This window comes from Zoogloea sp. 1C4, assembly GCF_009469605.1.
Lineage (GTDB): Bacteria > Pseudomonadota > Gammaproteobacteria > Burkholderiales > Rhodocyclaceae > Zoogloea > Zoogloea oryzae.
On sequence record NZ_SSXU01000003.1, the window covers coordinates 12,621 to 37,006 of the forward strand.

The 24,386-nt window shown below is 67.0% G+C and carries 23 protein-coding genes and 1 tRNA gene; 6 read left to right on the forward strand and 18 right to left on the reverse strand.

All coding sequences use genetic code 11. The features are described from left to right. The first annotated feature begins 11 nt into the window (after positions 1 to 11). Positions 12 to 2,126: a 4Fe-4S binding protein gene (locus GH681_RS04525; RefSeq protein ID WP_153160246.1), complete on the forward strand. Its 2,115-nt coding sequence runs from the start codon at positions 12 to 14 to the stop codon at positions 2,124 to 2,126. 249 nt (positions 2,127 to 2,375) lie between these two features. Further along, on the forward strand, positions 2,376 to 3,176 hold the full coding sequence (locus GH681_RS04530) for an alpha/beta hydrolase (RefSeq protein ID WP_228111778.1): 801 nt from the start codon (positions 2,376 to 2,378) through the stop codon (positions 3,174 to 3,176). A 3-nt stretch (positions 3,177 to 3,179) separates the two neighbouring features. Here GH681_RS04530 and GH681_RS04535 read toward each other — a convergent pair whose 3' ends face one another. From GH681_RS04535 to GH681_RS04575, 9 genes are all read right to left on the reverse strand, one after another. After that, positions 3,180 to 3,626, reverse strand: a complete 447-nt coding sequence (locus GH681_RS04535) for a MaoC family dehydratase (protein ID WP_153160247.1) — start codon at positions 3,624 to 3,626, stop codon at positions 3,180 to 3,182. Positions 3,627 to 3,749: 123 nt separating this feature from the next. Continuing rightward, positions 3,750 to 4,364 (reverse strand): urease accessory protein UreG, encoded by a 615-nt coding sequence (gene ureG, locus GH681_RS04540; protein WP_153160248.1) that lies wholly within the window; start codon positions 4,362 to 4,364, stop codon positions 3,750 to 3,752. Beyond that, positions 4,361 to 5,725 carry a patatin-like phospholipase family protein gene (locus GH681_RS04545; RefSeq protein ID WP_153160249.1) on the reverse strand — a complete coding sequence of 455 codons (1,365 nt, stop codon included), beginning with the start codon at positions 5,723 to 5,725 and terminating at the stop codon, positions 4,361 to 4,363. The genes ureG and GH681_RS04545 overlap by 4 nt, the downstream gene beginning before the upstream one ends. A gap of 1 nt (position 5,726) precedes the next feature. Then, positions 5,727 to 6,410 (reverse strand): urease accessory protein UreF, encoded by a 684-nt coding sequence (locus tag GH681_RS04550; protein WP_153160250.1) that lies wholly within the window; start codon positions 6,408 to 6,410, stop codon positions 5,727 to 5,729. Between the two features lie 11 nt (positions 6,411 to 6,421). After that, complete coding sequence (ureE, locus tag GH681_RS04555; protein WP_153160251.1) at positions 6,422 to 6,898, reverse strand: urease accessory protein UreE; 477 nt, start codon at positions 6,896 to 6,898, stop codon at positions 6,422 to 6,424. A gap of 127 nt (positions 6,899 to 7,025) precedes the next feature. Then, positions 7,026 to 8,726, reverse strand: a complete 1,701-nt coding sequence (ureC, locus tag GH681_RS04560; RefSeq protein WP_153160252.1) for an urease subunit alpha — start codon at positions 8,724 to 8,726, stop codon at positions 7,026 to 7,028. Positions 8,727 to 8,978: 252 nt separating this feature from the next. Beyond that, complete coding sequence (locus GH681_RS04565; RefSeq protein WP_153160253.1) at positions 8,979 to 9,284, reverse strand: urease subunit beta; 306 nt, start codon at positions 9,282 to 9,284, stop codon at positions 8,979 to 8,981. Between the two features lie 9 nt (positions 9,285 to 9,293). After that, positions 9,294 to 9,596: an urease subunit gamma gene (ureA, locus tag GH681_RS04570; RefSeq protein WP_153160254.1), complete on the reverse strand. Its 303-nt coding sequence runs from the start codon at positions 9,594 to 9,596 to the stop codon at positions 9,294 to 9,296. A gap of 221 nt (positions 9,597 to 9,817) precedes the next feature. Then, complete coding sequence (locus tag GH681_RS04575; protein WP_228111779.1) at positions 9,818 to 10,585, reverse strand: urease accessory protein UreD; 768 nt, start codon at positions 10,583 to 10,585, stop codon at positions 9,818 to 9,820. A gap of 269 nt (positions 10,586 to 10,854) precedes the next feature. Here GH681_RS04575 and GH681_RS04580 point away from each other — a divergent pair, with 269 nt between their 5' ends. Continuing rightward, entirely contained in the window at positions 10,855 to 11,436 is a 582-nt protein-coding gene (locus GH681_RS04580; RefSeq protein WP_153160255.1) for a hypothetical protein, read from the forward strand. A gap of 14 nt (positions 11,437 to 11,450) precedes the next feature. On the opposite strand, the gene urtE is transcribed toward GH681_RS04580, so the two are convergent. The 5 genes from urtE to urtA form a co-directional block, all read right to left on the reverse strand. Continuing rightward, positions 11,451 to 12,143, reverse strand: coding sequence for an urea ABC transporter ATP-binding subunit UrtE (gene urtE / locus GH681_RS04585; RefSeq protein ID WP_153160256.1), 693 nt, complete (start codon positions 12,141 to 12,143; stop codon positions 11,451 to 11,453). A 137-nt stretch (positions 12,144 to 12,280) separates the two neighbouring features. Then, entirely contained in the window at positions 12,281 to 13,132 is an 852-nt protein-coding gene (gene urtD / locus GH681_RS04590; protein WP_153160257.1) for an urea ABC transporter ATP-binding protein UrtD, read from the reverse strand. Then, positions 13,129 to 14,343: an urea ABC transporter permease subunit UrtC gene (urtC, locus tag GH681_RS04595; protein WP_153160258.1), complete on the reverse strand. Its 1,215-nt coding sequence runs from the start codon at positions 14,341 to 14,343 to the stop codon at positions 13,129 to 13,131. Before urtC ends, urtD begins: the two co-directional genes overlap by 4 nt. A 10-nt stretch (positions 14,344 to 14,353) precedes the next feature. Then, entirely contained in the window at positions 14,354 to 15,961 is a 1,608-nt protein-coding gene (gene urtB / locus GH681_RS04600) for an urea ABC transporter permease subunit UrtB (RefSeq protein ID WP_153160259.1), read from the reverse strand. A 164-nt stretch (positions 15,962 to 16,125) separates the two neighbouring features. Next, on the reverse strand, positions 16,126 to 17,385 hold the full coding sequence (gene urtA / locus GH681_RS04605; protein ID WP_153160260.1) for an urea ABC transporter substrate-binding protein: 1,260 nt from the start codon (positions 17,383 to 17,385) through the stop codon (positions 16,126 to 16,128). A 159-nt stretch (positions 17,386 to 17,544) separates the two neighbouring features. Between urtA and GH681_RS04610 the strand changes: the two genes are divergently transcribed. The 3 genes from GH681_RS04610 (at position 17,545) to GH681_RS04620 (ending at position 20,166) form a co-directional block, all read left to right on the forward strand. Beyond that, complete coding sequence (locus GH681_RS04610) at positions 17,545 to 18,402, forward strand: HDOD domain-containing protein (RefSeq protein WP_153160261.1); 858 nt, start codon at positions 17,545 to 17,547, stop codon at positions 18,400 to 18,402. Between the two features lie 36 nt (positions 18,403 to 18,438). Beyond that, positions 18,439 to 19,950, forward strand: coding sequence for an NAD(P)H-hydrate dehydratase (locus tag GH681_RS04615; RefSeq protein ID WP_153160262.1), 1,512 nt, complete (start codon positions 18,439 to 18,441; stop codon positions 19,948 to 19,950). Positions 19,951 to 20,091: 141 nt separating this feature from the next. Beyond that, positions 20,092 to 20,166: transfer RNA gene (locus GH681_RS04620), tRNA-Val, on the forward strand. Between the two features lie 193 nt (positions 20,167 to 20,359). Here the strand turns inward: GH681_RS04620 and pnp are convergent. The 4 genes from pnp to rbfA all read right to left on the reverse strand — a co-directional run bounded on the left by pnp (position 20,360) and on the right by rbfA (position 24,385). Continuing rightward, a complete protein-coding gene (gene pnp / locus GH681_RS04625) occupies positions 20,360 to 22,456 on the reverse strand; it encodes a polyribonucleotide nucleotidyltransferase (protein WP_153160263.1) in 2,097 nt (698 codons plus the stop codon). 196 nt (positions 22,457 to 22,652) lie between these two features. Further along, entirely contained in the window at positions 22,653 to 22,922 is a 270-nt protein-coding gene (gene rpsO, locus GH681_RS04630; protein WP_153160264.1) for a 30S ribosomal protein S15, read from the reverse strand. Between the two features lie 74 nt (positions 22,923 to 22,996). Beyond that, positions 22,997 to 23,914, reverse strand: a complete 918-nt coding sequence (truB, locus tag GH681_RS04635) for a tRNA pseudouridine(55) synthase TruB (RefSeq protein WP_153160265.1) — start codon at positions 23,912 to 23,914, stop codon at positions 22,997 to 22,999. Between the two features lie 45 nt (positions 23,915 to 23,959). Further along, positions 23,960 to 24,385 (reverse strand): 30S ribosome-binding factor RbfA, encoded by a 426-nt coding sequence (gene rbfA, locus GH681_RS04640; protein WP_153160266.1) that lies wholly within the window; start codon positions 24,383 to 24,385, stop codon positions 23,960 to 23,962. Between the last annotated feature and the right edge of the window lies 1 nt (position 24,386).

Below are 24,386 nucleotides of genomic sequence, written 5' to 3' on the forward strand. Positions count from 1 at the left end.
CGCCCGCGCCGATGGTCTCCGCCCGAAGTCTCCTGCACCGGGCCGCCATCGGCGCCCTCCAGTGTCTCGTCCTCCTCTCCCTGGCCTGCCTGGGCCTGCCCACGCGGGCGGGCGATCTCTCCCAGGCCGACATGGCCCGGCGCGTCCAACCGCCCCTCCATGTGGGCGACAAGCTCCGGGACATCCCCGCCTGGCCCATCACCAGCGAACTGGAGCCCGAAGCCGGCCCGGTCGCCTACGCCTTTGAATCCATCGACCTCGCGCCCATTCCGGGCTTCGAGGGCACGCCCCTCAACCTGCTGGTCACCATCGACCGGCGCGGCAACTTCCTGGGCGTCGAACTGCTGCGCCAGCACGAGCCGGTCTTCCTCTCGGGCCTCGGCGAAGAACCGCTGAAGGACTTCCTGCGCCAGTACGAAGGCAAGAGCCTCAAGCAGGAGATCACCGTCTCCAGCCTCTACGGCAACACCCGCGCCGGCGCGGGCGGCAACCGGGTGGTGCTGGACGGGGTGAGCAAGGCCACCGCCTCGGTGCGCATCGTCAATCAGAGCGTGCTCACCTCGGCCCTGGCGGTAGCCCGCGCCCGGCTGGGCTTTGCCGCCCCGGCCAACAAGGCGCAACCCGCCGAGGTGCGGCCGGACGTCTTCGAGCAACGCAGCTTCGCTCAGCTGGTGGAGGGCGGCGCCATCGGGCGGCTGCACCTGACCAACGGCGACGTGGAGCAGCGCTTCGCCGGCAGCGAAGGGGCTGGCGTCGACGCGGACGCCCTGGCCCGGCCCGACGCCACCTTCGTCGACCTCTACGTGGCCTACCTCAACGCGCCCACCATCGGCCGGGCGATCCTCGGCGACGCCGGCCACGCCGACCTGATGCGCCGTCTCGAGCCCGGCCAGCACGCCTGGTGGGTGGCCACCGGCGGCCGCGACGCCTTTGTCGACGACGCCTTCACCCGCGGCACCGTGCCGCCGCGCCTCGCTTTCAGCCAGGACGGCGGTCCGGTGGAGCTGCGCGACCTGGACATCGCCCCCGCCCCTCCCGCCGGCGCCCCGCCCCTCAACGCCGCGCTGGTGCTGCGGGTGCCGCCCATGTCGGGCGTCGACCCGGCCAGCCCGGTGCGCTTCGAGCTGACCCTGACCCGCGCCAAGGGCTCGATGCTGCCGATCATCACCCAGCGCAGCGCCGTCCTGGATTACCAGCCGCCGGCCGGGCTGTTCCATCGTCCGCCCGCCCCGCTGCCCGACTGGCTGATCGCCTGGAAGGATCGCGCCACCGAGCTCGCGGTGATCGGCGCGGCGCTGCTCGTCCTGTCGGTGGTGCTCGCCCGGCCGCGCTGGATGTCGGTGTCGGCATCGCGCCTGCGGGTGTTCCGGCTGGGCTTTCTGGCCTTCACCCTCGGCTATCTGGGCTGGTACGCCCAGGGGCAGCTGTCGATCGTGCAGATCACCGGCGCGGTCAAGTCGCTGGCCGCCGGTGCCGGGCTCAAGAGCTTCCTGTACGACCCGGTGAGCCTGCTCCTCATCGCCTTCACGCTGGTGAGCTTCGTGGTGTGGGGCCGGGGCACCTTCTGCGGCTGGCTGTGCCCCTTTGGCGCGCTGCAGGAGTTCGCCGCCCACCTCGCCCGCCTGCTGCGCCTGCCCGAGCACCGGCTTCCGCCGCGGCTGGGCGATGCGCTCGAGAAGAGCCGCTACGCCGTGCTCGCCGCCCTGGTGGCCGCCGCGGCCTTTGCCCCGCAGCTGGCCGAGAAAGGCGTCGAGATCGAACCCTTCAAGACCGCCATCACCGTGGGTTTCGACCGGAGCTGGCCCTTCGTGGCCTGGGCGGTGCTGCTGCTGGTGCTGGGCGGCGTGTATTACAAGTTCTTCTGCCGCTACCTGTGCCCGCTGGGGGCGGCGATGACCCTCGGCGGCAAGCTGCGCATCCTCGACTGGTTGCCCCGCCGCACCGAATGCGGCCAGCCCTGCCAGACCTGCCGCCACCGCTGCACCTATGACGCCATCGAGAAATCCGGCGCCATCCGCTACGACCGCTGCTTCCAGTGCCTCGACTGCGTGGGCATCTACCACGACGAAAACCGCTGCGCGCCGATCATGCTGTACCGCAAGCGCGCCGCCGCGACGCGACGCTGAAGCCCTCGCCCTGTGCGACCAGCGGATGCGTCGCGCTAGGCGCTCGCGTCGAAAGCCCGTACATTAGCCACCGCTGATTTACATCGAACCGCCCTGCGTCCAATGCCCTTCGCCCTGCTCCTCGTCACGTTGGGAGCGCTCGCCGTCTTCCTGTTCCCGATGCTGATCCGCCGCGGGCTCGCCGCACCCCGGCTGCGGGAATCGGGACAGCCGACGGATCTGCCATGGCAGACCATCCGGATTCCAACCGTGCGGGGCAGGACGCTCCACGCCTGGTACATGCCCCCTCGCGGCGCCACGCCCGCGTCAGCGGTCGCCGTACTGCACGGCTGGGGCGGCAACGCGGAGACCATGCTGCCGCTCGCCGCCCCACTGCATCTGGCCGGGCATGGCGTGCTGCTCTTCGACGCGCGCTGTCACGGCAGCAGCGACGACGACGATTTCGCCTCCCTGCCGCGCTTTGCCGAAGACCTGGAGCACGCCCTCGACTGGCTGGCCCGGCAACCGGAGGTGGACGCCCGGCGCCTGGCCGCCATCGGTCACTCGGTCGGCGCGGCGGCAGCCCTGCTCGTCGCGGCACGCCGCCCCGCGCTTTCGGCCATCGTGAGCCTCGCGGCATTTGCCCACCCGGCGCGGATGATGGAGCGCTGGCTCGACAGCAAGGGCATTCCCCGCTGGCCCTTCGGGCAACTGATCCTGTGGTACGTGCAGCGCACGATCGGCCATCGCTTCGACGACATCGCCCCCTGCCACACCATCCGGCAGATACGCTGTCCGGTGCTGATCGCCCACGGCAGCGACGACGCAACGGTGCCGGTGGCCGAAGCCCGCGAGATTCACGCCAACCGTGCCCACGACGGCGTCGAGCTGCGCATCCTGACGGGCGGTCACGACGACTGTCAGGATCTCGACCGGGTACTGGCCGATGTCGTCCGCTTCCTCGACAGCAGCCTTGGCCCCGAAAGCACCAAAGAAAACGCCCCGCAGACAGGCGGGGCGTTTCTTGCAGAACCGTCCGGCAGAGCGCTCAAGCGCCCTGCCGCAAACTGATGCTCAGCGGGCCGGCACCATGATGTCGGCTTCGCCTTCGACCACGGGCTTGCCGCGGACGGTGCAGATGGTGTCGAACTTGACCTTGCGCTTCTCGGGCACGAGTTCCTTGATGGTGCAGCGGGTCACGACGGTGTCGCCGATCTTCACCGGGGCCTTGAACTTCAGGGTCTGGGCCAGGTAGATCGCGCCAGGGCCGGGCAGCTTGGTGCCGAGCACGGTGGAGATGAAGCCGGCCGACAGCATGCCGTGGGCGATGCGGCCACCGAACATGGTGGAGGCAGCCAGTTCTTCGTTGATGTGCACCGGGTTGTAGTCACCGGAGACGCCGGCAAACATCAGGATGTCGGCTTCGGTCACGGTGCGGGCATAGACGGCGCTCTGGCCGACGGACAGTTCCTCGAACTTGTAGCCGTAGAACTCTTCGAAATTGTTGTTCTGTTCGCTCATTGCTGTTCCCTTATGCATGTTGGTGGTCTGAGACGCATCGCACTCCCGGGCCGGAACGCTGCCGGCATGAGGCGCCCCGGCAGCATACCGCAAAAAGCGCGACGTTTTTGACGCCGCGCGCGTTCAGCCCGCCGCCAGCAGGCCCTGCTTTTCGATGAAGGCGATGATCTCGGCGAGGCCCTGGCCGGTCTTGAGGTTGCTGAAGATGAAGGGCCGCTCGCCGCGCATCTTCTTCGCGTCCCGGTCCATCACTTCCAGCGAGGCGCCGACCATCGGCGCGAGGTCGATCTTGTTGATGACCAGCAGGTCGCTCTTGGTGATGCCCGGCCCGCCCTTGCGCGGGATCTTGTCGCCGGCGGAGACGTCGATCACGTAGAGGGTGAGGTCCGACAGCTCCGGCGAGAAGGTGGCCGCCAGGTTGTCGCCGCCGGATTCGACGAAGATCAGCTCGACATTGGGGAACAGGCGGATCAGGCGATCGACGGCCTCCAGGTTGATCGACGCGTCCTCGCGGATCGCGGTGTGGGGGCAGCCGCCGGTTTCGACGCCGATGATGCGCTCGGGGGCCAGGGCCTCGTTGCGCACCAGAAACTGGGCGTCCTCGGCGGTGTAGATGTCGTTGGTGACCACGGCGAGGTCGTATTTTTCACGCAGGGCGCGGCACAGGGCGAGGGTCAGGGCAGTCTTGCCGGAACCGACGGGGCCGCCGATGCCGACGCGCAGGGGTTGGCCTTTCATGGAGCTTCCTTGGTCTGGTCTTGGGTGGATCTGGATGGGATTGAGGGTTCGGGCAGGGTGCTCACCAGCCGGCGCCACTGGCTGGCCAGTCCGGCATCGTCGAGCAGTTCGGCAAGGCTGGCCGGCGTGGGCCAGTCCGGGTCGGGGTAGATCTCGCACTTGTGCTTCATGCTGCGGTGTGGCGCCACAAGTTCGCCGGCGGCGGCGGCCTCGTGGGCGGCGCGGATGCCTTCCGCGATGAGCGCATCGATGAAGGCCGGATCGCGGTTGAGCTTGGAGGCGTAGTCGAGCGGAAAGCGCGCCAGCGGGCCGTCCTCGCGGGTCGCAAGGCGGATGAAGCACACCGTCACCGGCTTGTAGGCGGCAAGCCCTTCCGGCAGCCGGCGCACGCTGCCGAGCTGTTCGGCGATGCGGTTCACCCGGTCGATGGCCCGGAGCTCCTGCCCCAGCGAAAGGTTGCCGGCCAGCTCGTTGCGCCGGTCGGCCTGCTCGTCCGGGGTCAGCGGGCCGGCAGTGCCGCCATCGTAGGTGTTGGGGTTGATCTGCACCACCCACAGCAGGTCGGGCTTGCAGTCGCGGCTGCGGCCGTCGAAGAAATCGTTGATCGGCGGGTTCTGGGAATACAGGCCGTCCCAGAAGACGCGCGGCCCAAGATCGCTGCCCTGATCTTCCTCGAGGGTCAGCGGGGTGGCGATGAAGAGTTCGGGAATGCAGGCGCTGGCCAGCAGCTCGTCGAGGCGCAGGCCCAGCTCGGGCTGGTCGGGAAAGGTGCGGAAAGCCGTCTGGGGCTCACCGCCCGGATTGACGACATCCACCGCGCCCACGAAGAGATCGATGCCCTTGCGGCCAAAGAAGCGATCGGCCTGATCGGGCAAGCCCACCACGGCGCGCATGTCGTCCTTCATCCGGCTCTGCACCAGCGACGACGCAAAGGGCGACGGAGGCGTACTCACTGACGGCAGCCAGCGCTGCAGGCCCATCGCCCACTGGGTGGCGGCGTTGGTGAAGTACTCGCCCCACCAGATCGGCAGTTTGTCCTGAATGCTGAGGCTGGCCTTGTTGCGGTTCCAGTAGCGCAGCACCCGGCGAGCGCCTTCGGCCCAGCTGTCGTCGCCTGGATCGCTCCACGCCATCGCCGCAGTGATCGCCCCGCCAGAGGTACCCGAGAGGCCCAGCAGGTCGAACCACCGGCCTTCCTCACCGATGCGCCGGAAGTGCTCGAAGGAGAGGAACAGGTAGGCCAGCGCGCCGGCGGTGAAGGCCGTGTGGGCGCCGCCGCCCTGGCAGGCGATGGCGAGGCGCGGCACGTCGGCGGACGCCTTTCGGGAGGTTCTGGGCGATTTCTTGGTCGATGGGGGCATCTCAGGATCGGAAGAGTCGCGAATACTGGGTTTCGTGGCGGCTGCTGGCGATGGCGAGGCCGGGCTGGAAATTGGACCAGTCTTCTGGCGCCAGCACCAGCGCGGCAGCCACGCGGTCCGGCACCCGGGCGGCCAGATCGGACAGCAGGCGCTGGCCGGCGGCCTGCCCGAGGGGCACGGCCTTGACCGCGGCCATCACCATGTTCTCGATCCACGCCCAGGCGTAGCCGCTGATCGCCGGCCCGGGCTCGACCTGCCAGGCCACCGCCGCCGCCGCCCAGGCCACCGGAAAGGCCGGGTCTTCCAACGCCCGCAGCCGCGCCGCCCAGCCGGGCAGGCCCGCGAAGGCCGGCAGATCCACCAGCAGGCGGACCAGCGAGTAGCCCATCTGGACAGTCTCGGCGCGCAGCTCGGCGGTCTCGCGGCTGGCGAGGCACAGGGCGTTGAGCTCGGCCACCCGGGCGTCGTCGCCAGCCGCCCAGGCTTCCATCAAGCGCGCCAGCAGCGGCAGCTCGAAGCCGCCCACCGCGCCGGCGAGGGCGTCGTCGATCCACTCGCCCACCTGGGCTTCGGTCTTGACGAGACCGGAATCGATGGCGAACTCCAGCCCCTGGGAATAGGTGTAGGCGCCCACCGGCAAGGTGGGGCTGGTGAGCTGCAGGAGGCGGACCAGGGCGAGGCTCATGCCGGCGCCCGTCACTTGTACTGGTGGATCTTTGCTTCGGTCGCCCCGCGCTCGGCGTGGTGATGGCCGTGGGCGTAGGCGCCGGCTTCGGGCTCGAAGGGGGCGGTGAGGCTGGCAACCTCGGCGCCGAGGCCGGTGAGCATGGTTTCCAGCACGTGGTCGGCCTGAATGCGCAGCCAGCCTGCACCCACCTGCACCGCCACGTGGCGGTTGCCCAGGTGATAGGCGGCGCGGGCCAGCGCGAAGGCGTCGGCGCAGCGGGCTTCGATCAGGTCTTCGGGCGCCGCGACCACCTCGACGATCCGCCCGTCGGCCGCCAGCAGGCGGTCACCACCGCGCAGGATGGTGCCCCGGGGCAGGAACAGGCCGACCTCCTCGCCATCGGCCAGCTGGGTGCGCAGCCGGCTCTTGGTACGGGCGTCGAAGTTGAGGGTGAGGCGCGCGGTCGGGGCGGCGTCGCCTGTGTAGAGGGTTTCGATCAGCAGCATCGGTCAGACAATCTCATCTAGCTCAGACTTATCGGTCGGACCTGTAGGTCGGACTTCAGTCCGACACCGGGGATGGTTTGTCGGACTGAAGTCCGACCTACAGGCCGACCTACAGGGCATCACTTGCTCAAAAAAGGAAATACCGCTGCGCCATCGGCAGCACGCTGGCGGGTTCGCAGGTGAGGAGCTGGCCGTCGGCGCGGACCTCGTAGGTTTCGGGGTCGACGCTGATCTCGCCCTGCCAGTCGTTGTGGATCATCGAGGCCTTGGTGACGCTGCGGATGCCGCGCACGGCTTCCAGCGGCTTGACGAGGCCGAGGCCGTCCAGCGCGCCACTGGCCAGCGACGCCTGGGACACGAAGGTCAGCGAGGTCTTCAGCCCGCCGGCGAAGGCGCCGAACATGGGCTTGTAATGCACCGGCTGGGGCGTGGGGATGGAGGCATTGGCGTCGCCCATCGCGGCGGCGGCGATCATCCCGCCCTTCAGGATCAGGCTCGGCTTGACGCCGAAGAAGGCCGGTTTCCAGATCACCAGATCGGCCAGCTTGCCCACCTCGACCGAGCCGACCACATGGCTGATGCCGTGGGCGATGGCCGGGTTGATGGTGTATTTGGCGATGTAGCGTTTGGCGCGGAAGTTGTCGCTGCGGGCGGTGTCGCTGCCCAGCGCGCCGCGCTGCACCTTCATCTTGTGGGCCGTCTGCCAGGTGCGGATGACCACCTCGCCCACCCGGCCCATGGCCTGGGAATCGGACGAGAACATCGACAGCGCGCCGATGTCGTGGAGGATGTCTTCCGCGGCGATGGTCTCGCGGCGGATGCGGGATTCGGCGAAGGCCACGTCCTCGGCGATGGCGGGGTCGAGGTGGTGGCACACCATCAGCATGTCCAGGTGCTCGTCGATGGTGTTGATGGTGTAGGGCCGGGTCGGGTTGGTGGAGCTGGGCAGCACGTTGGGCAGGCCCGCCAGCTTGACGATGTCCGGCGCGTGGCCGCCACCCGCGCCTTCGGTATGGAAGGTGTGGATGGTGCGGCCCTTGAAGGCGGCGGCGGTCGTCTCGACAAAACCCGATTCGTTGAGGGTGTCGGAGTGGATCGCCACCTGCACGTCCATCTCCTCGGCCACACTCAGGCAGGCGTCGATGGCGGCGGGCGTGGTGCCCCAGTCTTCGTGGAGCTTGAGGCCGATCACGCCGGCCTCGACCTGCTCGGCGAGCGGCCCCGGCAGGCTGGCGTTGCCCTTGCCCAGGAAGCCCAGGTTCATCGGGAAGGCGTCGGCCGCCTGCAGCATTCGGGCGATGTGCCACGGCCCCGGCGTGCAGGTGGTGGCGTAGGTGCCGGTGGCCGGGCCGGTGCCGCCGCCGATCATGGTGGTGACGCCGCTCATCAGCGCCTCTTCGATCTGCTGGGGGCAGATGAAGTGGATGTGGGTGTCGATGCCGCCGGCGGTGACGATCATCCCCTCGCCGGCGATCACCTCGGTGGCGGCGCCGATGGCGATGGTGACGCCGGGCTGGATGTCCGGGTTGCCGGCCTTGCCGATGGCGCTGATGCGCCCGTGCTTGAGGCCGATGTCGGCCTTGACGATGCCCCAGTGGTCAAGGATCAGGGCGTTGGTGATGACGGTATCCGCCACCTCGGCGGCCAGGCGCTGGCCCTGGCCCATGCCGTCGCGGATCACCTTGCCGCCGCCAAACTTGACCTCTTCACCGTAGAGGGTGAAGTCCTTCTCCACCTCGATCCACAGCTCGGTGTCGGCGAGGCGCACCCGGTCGCCCACGGTGGGGCCGAACATTTCCGCGTAGGCGCGGCGCGAAATCTTTGCCATATCAGGACTCCAGAAAACCGTGGGGAATGCCGGCTGCAGCCGGAAGCGCGTTGCGTCGGCCACCCGCGGGTTCCAGCCCGCAGGCCTGCAGGTCGGACTTCAGTCCGACGCGACCGCCCAGGAAAATCCGGGGGTGATCGAGCAAGCAGTGTCGGACTGAAGTCCGACCTACAGGCCGACCTACAGGCCGACCTGCGGAAAACCCGTGCTGCCCGGAAGCAATTGCACCAAAAGCCGTGCAAGCACGCATGTTCAGAGTGCTCCCATCACCTGGCCGTTGAAGCCGAACACCTTGCGATCGCCGGCCAGGGCGACCAGCTCGACGGTGCGGGTCTGGCCGGGCTCGAAGCGCACGGCGGTGCCGGCGGCGATGTTGAGGCGATGGCCCCGGGCCGCGGCACGGTCGAAGGACAGCGCGGCGTTGGTCTCGGCAAAGTGGTAGTGGGAGCCCACCTGGATCGGGCGGTCGCCGGTGTTGGCGACCACGAGGGTCAGGGTAGCGCGGCCGACGTTGAGCTCAAGCTCGCCGTCCAGCGGATCGATTTCACCGGGGATCATGGTCGCTCCTCAGACGATCGGTTGATGGACGGTGACCAGCTTGGTGCCGTCCGGGAAGGTGGCTTCCACCTGGATCTCGGGGATCATCTCGGCCACGCCGTCCATCACGTCGGCGCGGGTGAGCAGCGTGGTGCCATAGTTCATCAGCTCGGCCACGGTGCGGCCGTCGCGGGCGCCCTCGAGGATGGCGGCGCTGATGTAGGCCACCGCCTCCGGGTAGTTGAGCTTGAGCCCCCGGGCCTTGCGCCGCTCGGCCAGCAGGCCGGCGGTAAAGATCAGGAGCTTGTCTTTCTCGCGGGGGGTCAGTTCCATGATGGTTCCGTACGGGGAGTAGGTAATGGGTAGTGGGTAGTGGGTAGTGGGCCGTAGGTGCTATGGAGTTGGTAAGTGAACCGGGCTTGGTCGGTTGGGTGATGGGCAGGATTTTGGGAGGTTGGTGAGGCAAAAGAGCGTGGTGAAGCACCGCACCCCCATTTCCTGTTACCCACTCCCCAATACCCACGACCCACTTCCCATTACCCACTCCCTACTTCCTAAGTCGCCCATATTCGGGGAACGGCCGCATCGCGGCCTGCCAGCGCCGGGCGCAGCACCGACCACAGGGCGACGAACCACGCCCGGGCGGGCTCGGCGGCGGGGCCGAGATAGCGGGCCACCAGCAGACCGGGCAGGCGCGTCACGCCGCCCTCGCCCACCGCCGGCTGCACGGCGCGGCAGGCTTCGAGGAGCGCGGTGTCAATGCCTTCGGCCGCCACCAGCAGCGTGCCGGTGACCGGCTGACCGCGCAGGCCCACCGGCGAATCCAGCAGGCGCGAGCCCCCTTCGATGCGGCCTTGTTCGTGCCACAGCAGCCGCCCGTCGCGCTCGATGCGCGAGGCGATGGCAAGGCTGCCGGCGGTAAAGCGTTCGCCCGAGGCGGTACGCCCCAGGCACAACAGATCGAGCCCCATGAACACGGCGTTGCCGGCCAGGCGCACGGTGGTGTCGGCCCGCCCGCGCACCCGGTCGAAGACGATCGCCTCCTGGGGCAGCCATTCGAGCATCCCACCTGCGCCGACGCTGAAATCCAGCGTCTGGCGGGCGAGCTGGGTGCCGTCGGGCTGGCGGCTGCGATACCACTTGCCGGCCCCGGGCGTGGTGACCAACGCCCGGGCGCCCTCACCCACGTCGATTGCGAGCGTGAGCTCGTCGCCCCCGGCGATGCCGGCGGGCGGGTGCAGCACCAGCGCGTGGCACACCTCCGGGCCTTCCGGGTAGAGGGCCTTCTGCACGCGCAGCGGGCCTTGGTGGAGGCGATGCACCAATACGGTGCAATCAGCGCCACGAGCCTGAAAGCCGAGCTCCAGGCGCGCGCACCAATTTCGGGCGTAAGTATCTGGCAAATCAGCGGTCTCTCCGGACCGCACCCCAGCAGGGGAAGAAATCATCTCCAGCATGGCACACCAGCGAGCAAGACCCATGCCGGCAAACGGCAGGAGACGAGACGCCACCCGGACATGCCAAGGCACTTTCCAATCAAGCCCATTTGGATATAATGACAAAAAATTTTACGTGTATATGTTTACATACCATGAAAAACATCCACTATCATCTTGTAGCTGCACTCCTTGCCTCATCCATGCTGACCGCCTGCCAGACAACCGACGTTCGCGAGATCCCCATGAAGATCGCGGGCGGCGAGACGGTCAAGGTCAAGGCCGGCCCGCGCGGCCCAAAGCCCGCCGAAGACGCCCGCATCAAGATTACCGGAGCCGCAATCCTCATCGCACCTCCCGATGAAATCGGTGACACCCCGTCCCTGCTGTGGTCATTCAGCCTGCAGGCCAAGACCAGGGATGAGATTACCCGCATCACTGTCGAGAACGTCTTTCCGACCGATCCTGCCGCAATACTCGTGGACGACAGCGCGCCCAGTCTACGTGACGGCATGTGGATCAATAGCTGGAACAATGGCGATCCGATGGGCAAGCAGAATGGCTGGCTCCAGCAAAAGGGGCTCGCACCCTTCGTGTTCCGATTCACCGTCCACTTCAAGGACGGCACCCACTCCGTACTCCACCAGCTCGCCACCTTTGGAGATGACGACAAACGCTTCTTCCTGAACGCCGCACGGCAGACAAGCGAACGCTACATCATCCGAGGCGGCAAGTAACGCAGCCCCGTCCATCACACCGACAGCATCTCCCGCACCCGGTTGGCGTCCATGTCGGCGCCGGTGCCGCGGCTGATGATCTCGCCGCGCTCCATCAGCAGGTAGTGGTCGGCGAGGGACCGGGCGAAGTCGTAGTACTGCTCCACCAGCAGGATGGCCATCTCGCCGGTTTCGGCGAGGGCGCGGATGGCGCGCTCGATGTCCTTGATGATGGACGGCTGGATGCCTTCGGTGGGCTCGTCGAGGATCAGCAGCTTGGGCCCCGGGGCAAGCGCGCGGCCAATGGCGAGCTGTTGCTGCTGGCCACCGGAAAGGTCGCCGCCGCGGCGCTTCATCATCTGCTTGAGCACCGGGAACATCTCGAAGATGCGGACGGGCACCTGGCTGCTGGCCGGGCGGGTGGCGAGGCCCATCTGGAGGTTCTCCTCCACCGTGAGACGCGGGAAGATCTCGCGCCCCTGGGGCACGTAGCCGATGCCGGCGCGCACGCGGTTGTAGCTGGCGGCTTTGGTGATGTCCTGGCCGCCAAGCTGGATGTTGCCGGTGGCGGCGGGCACAAGGCCCATCAGCGTCTTGAGCAGGGTCGTCTTGCCCACGCCGTTGCGCCCGAGCAGCGTGGTCACCTTGCCCATCGGCACCTCGAAGCTGAGGTCGCGCAGGATGTGGGAACCGCCGTAGTACTGGTTGAGGTTGGTGACAGTGAGCATGGGGGTCTCCAGGGGAAGGCCGGAAGTGGGAAGTAGAAAGTGGGGAGTGGGCGGTGTTTGCTGGACGCTCGGTGGGGCAATCAGGCTGGGGCAGGCACTGCACGCCCCATTTCCCATTACCCACTACCTATTCCCCATTACCGCCCCAGATACACGTCGATCACCCGCGGGTCGGCCTGAACGGTGGCGAGGTCGCCTTCGGCGAGCACCGAGCCTTCGCACAGCACCGTGACCTTGCCGCCCAGGGCCTCGACGAAGGCCATGTCGTGCTCGACGACCATCAGCGAGTGCTTGCCCTTGAGGCTGACGAACAGCTCGGCGGTGCGCTCTGTCTCGTCGTCGGTCATGCCGGCCACAGGTTCGTCCAGAAGCAGCAGCTTGGGGTCCTGCACCAGCAGCATGCCAATCTCCAGCCACTGCTTCTGGCCGTGGGAGAGCAGCCCGGCGGGCCGGTCGGCCTGATCGGCCAGGCGGATCTGCCGGAGGGTGTCGGCGATCTTGTCCAGGTCGTCGCCAAACAGGCGGGCGAAGAGGCTCTTCTTGACGCGCTTGTCGGTCTTCAGGGCCAGCTCGAGGTTTTCGAACACCGTGTGGTGCTCGAAGATCGTCGGCTTCTGGAACTTGCGGCCGATGCCGGCGTGGGCGATCTGCGGCTCGGTCATCCGGGTCAGGTCTATCGTCTGGCCGAAGAAGGCCTTGCCGCTGTCGGGCCGGGTCTTGCCGGTGATGACGTCCATCATCGTGGTCTTGCCGGCGCCGTTGGGGCCGATGATGCAGCGCAGCTCGCCGGCGTCGATCTGCAGCGACAGCGCGTTGAGGGCGCGGAAGCCGTCGAAGCTCACGGTGATGTCGTCCAGATACAGGATGACGTTGTGCGACAGATCCAGCTCGCCGGGCTTGAGGACGTGGCCGGTGCTGGCCTCGCCGTCCCAGTGTTCCTGCTGACCGTCGGCGGGGGCGTTGCGGGAGATGGAGGATTCGACTCTCATGCGGAAGCTCCTTTGGCGGCACCGGCGGGCAGCTCGGCTGCGTTGGATTCGCTGTTACGGGCAGCAGGCGCGGCGGGGGTTTCGGCCTTGGCCTGGGCTGCGGCGGCCTTCGCCTCGCGGCGGGTCAGCTTGGCCCACAGGCCCACCACGCCCTGGGGCAGGTAGAGGGTGACGAGGATGAACAGCAGGCCCAGGAAGAACAGCCAGTATTCCGGGAAGCTGGTGGTGAACCAGCTCTTCGACAGATTGACGATGGCCGCGCCGAACACCGGCCCGATCAGCGTGCCGCGCCCACCCACCGCCACCCAGATGGCGATCTCGATGGAGTTGGCGACGGACATCTCCGACGGGTTGATGATGCCCACCTGGGGCACGTAGAGCGCCCCGGCCAGGCCGCACAGCATGGCCGAGACGGTCCAGATGAACAGCTTGTAGTGCAGCGGGTTGTAGCCGATGAACATCACCCGGCTCTCGGCGTCGCGGATGGCGGTGAGCACCTTGCCGAACTTGGAGGCGATCAGCACCCGACCGAGGATCAGCGTGCCCAGCAAGAGCGCCACCGACAGGCCGAACAGCACCAGCCGCGTCTCGGGGGCGGTGATCGAATAGCCCAGGATGCGTTTGAAGTCGGTGAAGCCGTTGTTGCCGCCAAAGCCGGTCTCGTTGCGGAAGAAGAACAGCATCGCGGCGTAGGTGAGGGCCTGGGTGATGATCGAGAAATACACGCCCTTGATCCGCGAGCGGAAGGCGAAGTAGCCGAAGATCCAGGCGATCACGCCGGGCACCGCCACCGCCAGGAAGATCGCCCACAGGAAGTGGTCGGAGCCCGTCCAGTACCAGGGCAGCTCCTTCCAGTCGAGGAACACCATGAAGTCCGGCAGGTCGCTCTGGTAGCTGCCTTCGCGGCCGATCTGGCGCATCAGGTACATGCCGAAGCTGTAGCCGCCGAGCGCGAAGAACAGCCCGTGGCCAAGACTCAGGATGCCGCCGTAGCCCCAGATCAGATCCATCGCCACCGCCACCACGGCGTAGCACAGGATCTTGCCGATCAGGGTGATGGCGAAGGTGGAGACGTGCAGCGGATGGCTCTCGGGCAGCATCAGGTGGGCCAGGGGCACCAGCACCCAGGCCACCAGCGCGGTGATCGCCACCGCCAGCCAGCCCTTGGGGCCGAGGCCAGCGACGAGTTTGATGCTTGCAGGCGTACGCATGTCGCCCTCCTCAGTTTTCTACGAAGCGGCCCTTGAGGGCAAACAGCCCCTGCGGACGCTTCTGGATGAAGATGATGATGAAGACCAGCACCAGGATCTTGGCGATCACCGCGCCAGCCCAGCCTTCGAGGAACTTGCTCACCACGCCCAGCCCCAGCGCCGCCCACACCGCGCCGGCCAGCTGGCCGACGCCGCCGAGCACGACGACCATGAAGGAATCGACGATGTAGCCGGTACCCATGTCCGGGCCCACGTTGGCGATCTGCGACAGGGCCACGCCACCCAGCCCGGCGATGCCGGAGCCGATGCCGAAGGCCAGGGTGTCGATGCGCGCCGTGGGCACGCCCACGCAGCCGGCCATCGGGCGGTTCTGGGTCACGGCGCGGACGAACATCCCCAGGCGGGTCTTGTTCATCATCAGCCACACCAGCAGCAGCACGAAGCCCGAGAAGGCCACGATCACCAGCCGGTTCCACGGCAGGGAGAGGTTCTCGGCGATCTGCACGCCACCGGACATCCACACCGGGTTGGCCACTTCCACGTTCTGGGCGCCAAAGAGCAGTCGCGCGGCCTGGATCAGCACCAGCGACAGGCCCCAGGTGGCGAGCAGGGTTTCCAGCGGGCGGCCGTAGAGATGGCGGATCACCGTGCGCTCCATGGCCATGCCCACCAGCGCGGCCACGAAGAAGGCCACCGGCACCGCGGCCACCAGGTAGTAATCGACGAAATCCGGAAAACTGGCGCGGAACAGGGTCTGCATGGCGTAGGCCGAGTAGGCGCCGATCATCAGCAGCTCGCCGTGGGCCATGTTGATGACACCCATCACGCCGTAGGTGATCGCCAGGCCCAGGGCCGCCAGCAGCAGGATCGAGCCCAGCGACACGCCGGTGAAGATCTGGCCGGCGGTCTCGCTCCAGGCGAGGCGGCCTTCGATGGACTTGATCGCCGTCTGGGCGGCGTAGCGCACCTTGTCGTCCGTCTCCAGGTAGGCGTCGCCCTGCTTTTCGATGAGGGGCAGAAGCAGCGCCTTCACCGCCGGGCTGGCGGACTCGCCCAGGGTCTGCACCGCCGCGAGACGCACCGCGGCGTCGGGGCTGGTGAGGCGGGCCTGGGCGTGGAGCTGGGCGAGGATAGTCTTGATCTCGCCGTCAGCTTCCGCCTTCACGGCTTTGTCGAGGATGGGCAGCAGCGCGGCGCCGTCGCCCATGTCGGCGAGCAGCAGCTTCGCTGCGGCGAGGCGTTCGGCGCGATCGGCCGAGAACAGGCGCAGCGCCGCGAGGGCGCCATCCACCTGCTGGCGCAGGGCGTTGTTGAGGCCGATGGATTCGGGGTTGGCCGGGGCCGGCTTGATCGCCGCGCCGCTGGCGGCATCCAGCACCTGCCCGCCGGCGGTGATCACCACCCGCCCGCCGGCCACCGCCAGGGCGTCGTCGGCGAGGGCCTTGAGCACCCGCTCGGCGTCCGCGTCTCCGGTGGCGGCAAGGCCGGTGATGGCGGCCTGCTTGGCGTCGAAATCATCCGACGCCAGGCCCTTCAGCGCCGCGGGGTCGAGATCGGCGCGGGCGCCGGTGGCGCACAGGCCGAGCACCAGCCCGAGGGAAAGGAGGAAACGTCTCATGGGAACCTTCCTTGTAGGTCGGGCCGGGGCCCGACAACGATGGACATTGATCTGCGCAAGGGCATCGGGCGTGCGCCCGACCTACAGGGTCCGACCAAATTGAAGCTGCAAAAAAGGCCGGCTCCGGGCGCGGAGCCCTTCACCGGCCCGTGCGTCGCGCGTGCTTAGAGCTTTTGCTTGCTTTCGTTACCCGGGATGAACGGGCTCCACGGCTGGGCGCGGATCGGGCCCTTGGTCTTCCAGACGGTGTTGAACTGGCCATCCGCCTTGATCTCGCCGATGAAGACCGGCTTGTGCAGGTGGTGGTTGGTCTCGTCCATCTTGAGGGTGAAGCCCGACGGCGCGTTGAAGGTCTGGCCGGCCATCGCGGCGATCACCTTGTCGGTGTCGGTGCTCTTGGCCTTCTCGACCGCCTGCGCCCACATGTGGATGCCCACGTAGGTGGCTTCCATCGGGTCGTTGGTGACGACGGTGTCGGCCTTGGGCAGCTTGGCCTTCTTGGCCCAGTCGCGGTACATCTTGATGAACTTGTCGTTCTCGGGGTTCTTCACCGACATGAAGTAGTTCCAGGCGGCCAGGTGGCCCACCAGCGGCTTGGCATCGACGCCGCGCAGTTCTTCTTCACCCACCGAGAAGGCCACCACCGGCACGTCCTTGGCCTTCAGGCCGGCGTTGCCCAGTTCCTTGTAGAAAGGCACGTTGGAGTCGCCGTTGATCGTCGAGATCACCGCCGTCTTCTTGCCCTCGGCGGCGAACTTCTTGATCTTGGCGATGATGGTCTGGTAATCCGAATGGCCGAAGGGGGTGTATTCCTCCATGATGTCGGCCTCGGCCACGCCCTTGCTCTTCAGGAAGGCGCGCAGGATCTTGTTGGTGGTGCGCGGGTACACATAATCGGTGCCCAGCAGCACGAAGCGCTTGGCCGAACCGCCTTCCTTGCTCATCAGGTATTCCACCGCCGGGATCGCCTGCTGGTTGGGCGCAGCGCCGGTGTAGAAGACGTTCTTCTCGAGCTCTTCACCCTCGTACTGCACCGGGTAGAACAGCAGGCCGTTGAGCTCCTTGTAGACCGGCAGCACCGACTTGCGGGACACCGAGGTCCAGCAGCCGAAGGTCACCGCCACCTTGTCCTGCGAAAGCAGCTGGCGGGCCTTCTCGGCAAACTTCGGCCAGTCGGAGGCCGGGTCCACCACCACCGGCTCGAGCTTCTTGCCGAGCACGCCGCCCTTGGCGTTGATCTCGTCGATGGTCATCAGCGCGGTTTCCTTCAGCGCCGTCTCGGAGATGGCCATCGTGCCCGACAGGGAGTGGAGAATCCCCACCTTGATGGTGTCGGCGGCGTAGGCCGTGGAAGACATGGCGCCGATGGCGGCGATGGAGGCGGAGAGAACAGCGGCCTTGATGAAGCTACGGCGGTTTTGCATCTTGGGCTCCTTGCGTGGTTGGCGGGATTTCATGCGGTGCAGCAATGGAGTGCAGGTTACGGAGCCCGCCCTTTTGCCGAAATACGCAGGATTGCGTAGGTGGGCAGGTGGGCTAGAATTCGGCACGGCCGCAAACCCGCGGCCCCTCCCCCGAAAGCCATGTCCAGCCCCGCCCCTTCCGAACTTGAACGCCTGCTCCGGGGTGTCGAAATCCCCCCCTGCCCGGCCATCCTGACCCGGCTGCAAAAGGAGATCGCGTCTCCCAACGCCTCCCTGTCCACCGTTGGCACCCTCATCAGCAGCGATGTGGCCCTCGCCGGATCGGTGCTGAAGGTCGCCAACTCTGCCGCCTTCGGCCTCAGCCGCAAGGTCACCACCATCCAGCAGGCCCTGCCGGTGCTCGGCATGCGCACCCTTGGCAACCTGGTGGCCGGCGTCGCCCTGCGCAACGCCCTCGGCAGCCACCAGCGCCTCGACCGCTTCTGGGATTCCACCCTGCGCATCGCCCACCTGTGCGGACGCCTCACCAAGGAATTCCGCGGCGTGCCAGCCGACACCGCCTACAACTTCGGGCTGTTCCACGATTGCGGCATCGGTGTGCTGATGGGCCGCATCCCCGATTACCGGGACACCCTCCAGCTAGCCAACATCACCTACGACCGCCCCTTCACCGCCGTCGAAGAAGAACGCCACGCCACCCACCACGCCGCCATCGGCTACCTGCTGTGCCGCAGCTGGGGCCTGCCCGACGAGATCAGCACCGCCACCCTGCTCCACCACGACATGAGCGTCTTCGAGCCCGGCGCCGACGCCACCGCCGCCAAGACCCGCACCCTGATCGCCCTGGCCACCCTGTCGGCCTGCTTCGTCGGCAGCTTCCTGCGCATGAACGAGGATTCCATCTGGCAGCGCGGCCGCACGCCGGTGATGGCCCACCTGGGCATCGACGACAGCGATTTCTTCGACCTGCGCGAGATGGCCTTCGAAACCCTCGAGCACATGGACAGCCCCGTCTGATCCGCCACCGCCCCACACCAGCCTGAGCGCCCCGCCATGTTTGCCGCATCCCGCCCGATCTACCCCGTCGCCGGCATCCGCGCCGTCGAAGCGCTGGCCATCCCCGGCGCAACCCCGCCGCTGATGGAACGTGCCGGCGCGGCCGCCGCCCAGCTTGCCCTGCGCCTCGTCCAGGGCCCCGCCCGGGTGCTCGTCGCCTGCGGGCCCGGCAACAACGGCGGCGACGGCTTTGTGGTCGCGCGGCATCTGCACTGCGCCGGTCTGGCGGTGAGCGTGGCCTTTGCCGGTGATCCCTGTCGTCTGCCCGACGACGCCCGCGCCGCCCACGCCGCGTGGATCGCCGCCGGCGGCCTCACCGTGCCCGATCTGCCCGCACCGCCGGACGAAGGCTGGGCACTGGTGGTGGACGCCCTCTTCGGCATCGGCCTGCAACGCCCGCTGGAAGGCCGCTACGCCGCCTGGATCGACACCCTCAACGCCCAGCCCTGCCCGCGCCTCGCCATCGACATCCCCAGCGGTCTCGACGCCGACACCGGCCGCCGCCTGGGCCCCTGCTTCGAGGCCAGCCATACGATCACCTTCATCGCCCTCAAGCCCGGCCTGCTGACCCTCGACGGCCCCGACCACTGCGGCGAAGTGCTCCTCGACACCATCGACGTGGACGCCGAAGCCCTCGCCCCCGCGCCCGGGCGCGAGATCACCCCAGCCCTCTTCGCCGCCCAGCTCAATCCACGCCGCGCCAACAGCCACAAGGGCAGCTACGGCGACGCCGCGCTGGTGGGCGGCGCGCCGGGCATGGTCGGCGCCGCGGTGCTGGCCGGCCGCGCCGCCATCCATCTGGGCGCCGGCCGGGTGCTACTGGGCCTGCTCGACCCGGCCGCGCTACCGGTGGACATCCTGCGTCCCGAGCTGATGTTCCGCGCCGCCGCCGAGCTCCTCACCGATCCCGCCATGAGCGCCATCGCCGTCGGCCCCGGCCTCGGGCAATCCGACGCCGCCCACGCCCTCGTCGCCACGGCCATCGGCCTCGACAAGCCCCTGGTGCTCGACGCCGACGCCCTCAACCTCGTCGCCGCCGATCCGGCCCTGCAGCGCGCCCTCGCCGACCGCAGCGCGCCGACGCTGCTCACCCCCCACCCCGCCGAAGCCGCCCGCCTGCTCGGCTGCAGCACGCCGGACGTCCAGCGCGACCGCATCGCCGCCGCCATCGACATCGCCAGGCGGCTGGGCGCCTGGGTCGTGCTCAAGGGCTGCGGCAGCGTCGTCGCCAGCCCGCAGGGCGCCTGGTGGATCAACACCAGCGGCAACCCGGCCATGGCCACCGCCGGCATGGGCGACGTGCTCACCGGCCTCGTCACCGCCCTCCTCGCCCGCGGCTGGCCCGCCGGCGACACGCTGCTCGCTGCGGTGCACCTCCACGGCGCCGCCGCAGACCAGTTCTGCATTACGCACGCCCTCGACAGCGGCCTCCTCGCCGACGAAGTCGCCCCGGCCGCGAGGCAATGCTTCAACGACTGGATCCGTGCATCGGGCACCGGAACCCGTTGATTCCGCGCGTTCGTTTCAATTGAAACTATTTTTGTGTTATTTAAAACACACCAACGGAATTTTCGCCGCAGACCGAACAAAGTTCAAAAAAGGCCTTGACGCCCGTAGAGGTGATGCCTATAATGCGCGCTCTAACTCACCGGGCGGTTAACTCAGCGGTAGAGTGCCACCTTCACACGGTGGAAGCCACTGGTTCGATCCCAGTACCGCCCACCAGATTCCAGCAAGAAGGCCACGCAAACGCGTGGCTTTCTTGCTTTTGCGCGCCACTTCCCAAGCCCCCTTCTGCCAACGCCGGTGTGCGCAACCAGCCTCTGCATCCGCCAGGCGTAACGCCCCGCACTTAGACGACGGACGAAAAAAATCGGGCGCCGCAGCGCCCGATTCTCAAACGTGGAAGCCGAAAAACTTATTCGGCCTTCTCGTTCAGCAGTGCCTTCATGGACAGGCGCACGCGGCCCTTCTCGTCGGTCTCGAGCACCTTGACGCGCACGACCTGACCTTCCTTGAGGTAGTCGGACACGGCATTCACGCGCTCGTTGGCGATCTGGGAAACGTGCAGCAGGCCGTCGCGGCCCGGCATGATGTTGATGATCGCGCCGAAGTCGAGGATGCGGACGACCGGGCCTTCATAGACCTTGCCCACTTCCACTTCAGCGGTGATCGCCTCGATGCGGCGCTTGGCTTCCTGGGCACCTTCGGCGCTCACGGAAGAAATCGTCACATTGCCATCGTCGGTGATCTCGATGATGGTGCCGGTTTCTTCCTGCAGGCCACGGATCACCGCGCCGCCCTTGCCGATCACGTCACGGATCTTCTCCGGGTTGATCTTCAGGGTGATCATGCGCGGGGCGAAGGTGGACACTTCACCACGGGCTTCGCCGAGAGCTGACTTCATCAGGCCCAGGATGTGCATGCGGCCTTCCTTGGCCTGAGCCAGGGCAACCTGCATGATTTCCTTGGTGATGCCGAGGATCTTGATGTCCATCTGCAGGGCGGTCACGCCCTTGTCGGTACCGGCCACCTTGAAGTCCATGTCGCCCAGGTGATCTTCGTCACCCAGAATGTCGGTCAGCACGGCAAAACGGCCACCGTCCTTGATCAGGCCCATGGCGATGCCAGCCACCGGCGCAGACAGCGGAACGCCTGCATCCATCATCGCCAGCGAACCGCCGCAGACGGACGCCATCGAGCTGGAGCCGTTGGATTCGGTGATCTCGGACACCACGCGAACGGTGTAGGAGAAGTCTTCCTTGCCCGGCAGCACGCCAGCCAGCGCGCGCTTGGCCAGACGGCCGTGGCCGATCTCGCGACGCTTGGGCGAGCCGAAGCGACCGCATTCGCCAGTGGAGAACGGGGGGAAGTTGTAGTGCAGCATGAAGCGCTCGCGGTATTCACCGGCGACCGCGTCGATGATCTGCTCGTCACGCCCGGTGCCGAGGGTGGTGACCACCAGCGCCTGGGTTTCGCCGCGGGTGAACAGGGCGGAACCGTGGGTACGCGGCAGCACGCCGACACGGATGTCGATCGGGCGGACGGTGCGGGTGTCACGGCCGTCGATACGCGGCTCGCCGGACAGGATGCGGCCACGCACCACCTTCGATTCGAGATCGAAGATGATGTTGTTGACGGTGTTGGTGTCGTATTCGCGGCCTTCGGCGGTCAGGGCGGCATGCACTTCGTCGCCGATGGCCTTCAGCTGCTGGGAACGCTCCTGCTTGGCGGTGATGCGGAAGGCATCCTCGATCTTGGCGGCGGCGATTTCGGTGACGCGGGCGATCAGGGCCTCATCCTTGGCCGGCGGCTGCCAGTCCCACTCGGGCTTGCCAGCAACCTCAACGAGTTCGTTGATGGCGTTGATGGCGGCCTGCATCTGGGTGTGGCCGAACACCACGCCGCCCAGCATCACGTCTTCCGGCAGCTCAAGGGCTTCGGATTCGACCATCAGCACGGCGGTTTCGGTACCGGCGACCACCAGGTTCATCTGGCTGGTCTGCAGCTGGGTGGCGGTCGGGTTGAGGATGTACTCGCCGTTGGCGTAACCCACGCGACAGGCGCCGATCGGGCCAGCGAAGGGGATGCCGGCGATCGCCAGGGCGGCGGAGGCGCCGATCATCGCGGGAATGTCGGCGTCGACTTCCGGGTTCAGGGAGACGACCTGGACGATGACCTGGACTTCATTGTAGAAGCCGTCCGGGAAAAGCGGGCGGATCGGACGGTCGATCAGGCGGGAGGTCAGCGTCTCCTTCTCGGTCGGACGGCCTTCGCGCTTGAAGAAACCACCGGGGATACGGCCGGCAGCGTAGAACTTTTCAACGTAATCAACGGTAAGCGGGAAGAAATCCTGGCCCGGCTTGGCATTCTTGGCGGCAACCACGGTCGCCAGCACAACGGTGTCGTCAACATTGACGAGCACGGCACCATGGGCCTGGCGGGCAACTTCGCCGGTTTCCAGGATGACGGTGTGGGAACCGTAGGTAAAACTCTTCTTGATTGCGGTAGGCAAGGGATGTCCTTTCATTCAATCGGCAGGCGGCAAACCACAACCGCGCGCGTAGCCGAGGTAAAAACGCCGTTTTTCTCTGGCGCACAGATATGACAAAGCCGGCGAAGCCACACGGACTTACACCGGCTGTGCCCATGACCAGCCCTGCGCGTTCGGCAGGATTGTCATGTTCGGTAACGAAGCTACTTCTATCCGCTTACTTGCGCAGGCCGAGGCGGGAGATCAGCTCGCGATAGCTGTCGACGTTCTTGCGCTTCAGGTAGTCGAGGAGCTTGCGACGCTGGCTCACCATCATCAGCAGACCACGACGGGAGTGATGGTCCTTGACGTTAGCCTTGAAGTGGCCGGTCAGATCGTTGATGCGGGCGGTAAGCAGAGCGACTTGCACTTCCGGAGAACCGGTATCGCCCTTGGCGCGCTGGTAGTCGCCAACGATTTGCGCTTTTTGTTCAGTGGAGATTGCCATTGTTTAACTCGGTTAGTTGTAGCCTTGCGAAGCGCGCGATTATACCAACCGCGCGCAGGATTACTCAAGACATTTCATTGATTTCCGGTGGCCATCAAACGTGTCGGCACCAGCAGCCCGCCTTCGGAAAGCGTCCCCACACCGAGAAAACGCGTGCCGTCGTAGGCCCGGTACATCGCACCAACCACCCCCTCGATCCCCGCAGCCGACTGGCCGTGGGTGAAACTGCGGGTCTGGACAGCATCGAACGCGAGCTGCGGCAGATGCCCCAGCAACGCGTCCACCGGCGCCAGACGCCCTTCCCTATCCTCCGCCGGCAAGGCTTCGAGTTCTGCCAGCGAGATGCTGCCATTCAGATCGAACGGCCCGATCCGCGTCCGCCGCAGGGCGGTGAGATGCGCCCCGCAACCCAGAAATGCCCCCAGATCCGAAGCCAGCGTGCGCACATAGGTGCCCTTACTGCATTCCACGCGCACCACCAGGCTGTCACCATCCCGCGACAGCAGGTCGAAGCGATGGATGGTAACCCGTCGCGGCTCACGGGGAATCTCGACGCCCTCACGGGCATATTCATACAGTGCCTTGCCGTGATGCTTGAGCGCCGAGTACATCGGCGGCACCTGTTCGATGTCGCCGCGCAGCCGGTCGATCGCCTCGGCAAGAGCCGCATCGGTGACATCCACCGGGCAGCGGGCCAGCACCTCGCCTTCGGCATCGGCTGTGGTGGTGGTCACACCGAGCAACACCGTCGCTTCGTAAGCCTTGTCGGCGTCGAGCAGAGTCTGGGAGAACTTGGTCGCCTCGCCGAAGGTGAGCGGCAAGAGGCCGGTCGCCATCGGGTCGAGCGTGCCGGTGTGGCCGCCCTTCGCCGCGTTCAGCAGCCAGCGGGCCTTCTGCAGCGCATTGTTGGAGCTGATGCCGGTCGGCTTGTCGAGGAACAGCACGCCATGCACGGCACGGCGCGGAATGCGTCGCTGAGGGGGCTTGGCCAAACGGGGAATTCCTGAAAAGGCACCGCAGGCGCGGTGCCTGGAGACTCAACGGGACGGATCGGGGGCGTCGGAGGCGGGCTTGTCGCCCTCGCCTTCACCCGCGTCATCGGCGTAGTGACGATCAGACTCGACAGCCTTGTCGATCAGCGCCGAGATCCGGTTGCCGGTTTCCACCGACGGGTCGTAGACAAAATGCAGTTCGGGCAGCGTGTGGATGCGCACGCGGCGGCCGAGCTCCCGGCGCAGGAAACTACTAGCCCGACGCAGACCCCGCAGGATCTCGTCGAGGCCTTCCTGGCCGGTCATCGAGGTGAAGAAGACCTTCGCGTGGGCGTAGTCCGGCGTGAGCTCCACGTCGGTCAGGGTGATGAAACCGACGCGGGGATCCTTCACTTCGAGGCGGATCAGTTCGGCCAGTTCGCGGCGGACTTGCTCCGCCACGCGCTGGCCACGGGAAAACTCCTTGGGCATG